At 77.2% G+C, this 1,101-nt stretch carries 1 protein-coding gene; it reads left to right on the top strand.

Annotated features, from left to right (window positions below):
* Window positions 1-144: 144 nt before the first annotated feature.
* Window positions 145-1,101: serine/threonine-protein kinase (locus KS423_RS46025; RefSeq protein WP_224285593.1), on the top strand; the 957-nt coding region annotated here is incomplete at its 3' end.

The raw sequence follows: 1,101 nt of genomic DNA, 5'->3' as shown, positions 1-1,101 counted from the left end.
CGCCGTGCCGACCGCGCCCGCCACCCCGGCCCCCTCGGCGCCTGCCCGTTCGGCCCCGGCCCCCTCCCTTCCGGCCCCCGAGGCCGCCCACGACCTACGCGAGCTGGGCGAGTTGCTGCGCCGCCAGGCCCGCGAGGACCGGCCGTGACCGCCGCCCGGCTGATCGCCGGCCGCTACCGGCTCACCGAGAAGATCGGCCACGGCGGCATGGGCCAGGTCTGGGCCGGCCAGGACGAACGGCTGCACCGTCAGGTCGCGGTCAAGCTGCTGCGCCCCGAGCACCTGGTCCCCGGCGGGACCGGCTCCGGCGGCGAACGGGCCCGCCGCAGCGACGAGTTGCGCCGCCGCTTCCTGCGCGAGTGCCGGGTCACGGCCGCGCTCGACCACCCCGGGCTGGTCACCGTCTTCGACGCCGGCGAGGACGAGGGCGAGCTCTACCTCGTCATGCAGCGCATCCCCGGCGTCAGCCTGGCCGACCTCATCGCCGAGGACGCGCCCTTCCCCGTCGAGCGCGCGGCGGCCGTCGCCGCGCAGCTGTGCACCGCGCTGGCCGCCGTCCACGCCATCCCGGTGGTCCACCGCGACCTCAAGCCGAGCAACGTCATGGTCCGCGAGGACGGCCGCACCGTCCTGCTCGACCTCGGCATCGCCACCGCCCTCGACAGCGAGACCACCCGGCTCACCCTCACCGGCGTGCCCGTCGGCAGCCCCTCGTACATGGCCCCCGAACAGGCCCTCGCCGCCACCACCGACCCGCGCAGCGACCTCTACGCGCTCGGCTGCCTGCTGCACGAGATGCTGGCCGGCGAGGAGCCGTTCCGGGCGCCCACCGCGCTCGGCGTCCTGCGCCGACACGTCGACGAACCGCCCGTCCCCCTGCGGGAGTTGCGCCCCGAGGTGCCGCAGCCGCTGGAACAGCTGGTGCTCGACCTGCTCGCCAAGCAGCCCGCCGACCGCCCTGCCGACGCCCGGACCGTGTACGCGCGGCTGCTCCCGTTGCTGCCCCCGGCCGACGGCGCAGCGCAGCCCCGCTACACCCCGCTGCCGGACCCGGCCCGCCCCTTCCGCTACCCGCACCAGCCGCAGCCGCCGGCCGCGGCG

Source organism: Streptomyces sp. LS1784, from assembly GCF_020103755.1.
In the GTDB taxonomy this organism is placed as follows: domain Bacteria; phylum Actinomycetota; class Actinomycetes; order Streptomycetales; family Streptomycetaceae; genus Kitasatospora.
Note: the sequence above shows the minus strand (reverse complement) of the source record. Positions and strands in the feature narration are given on the sequence as shown.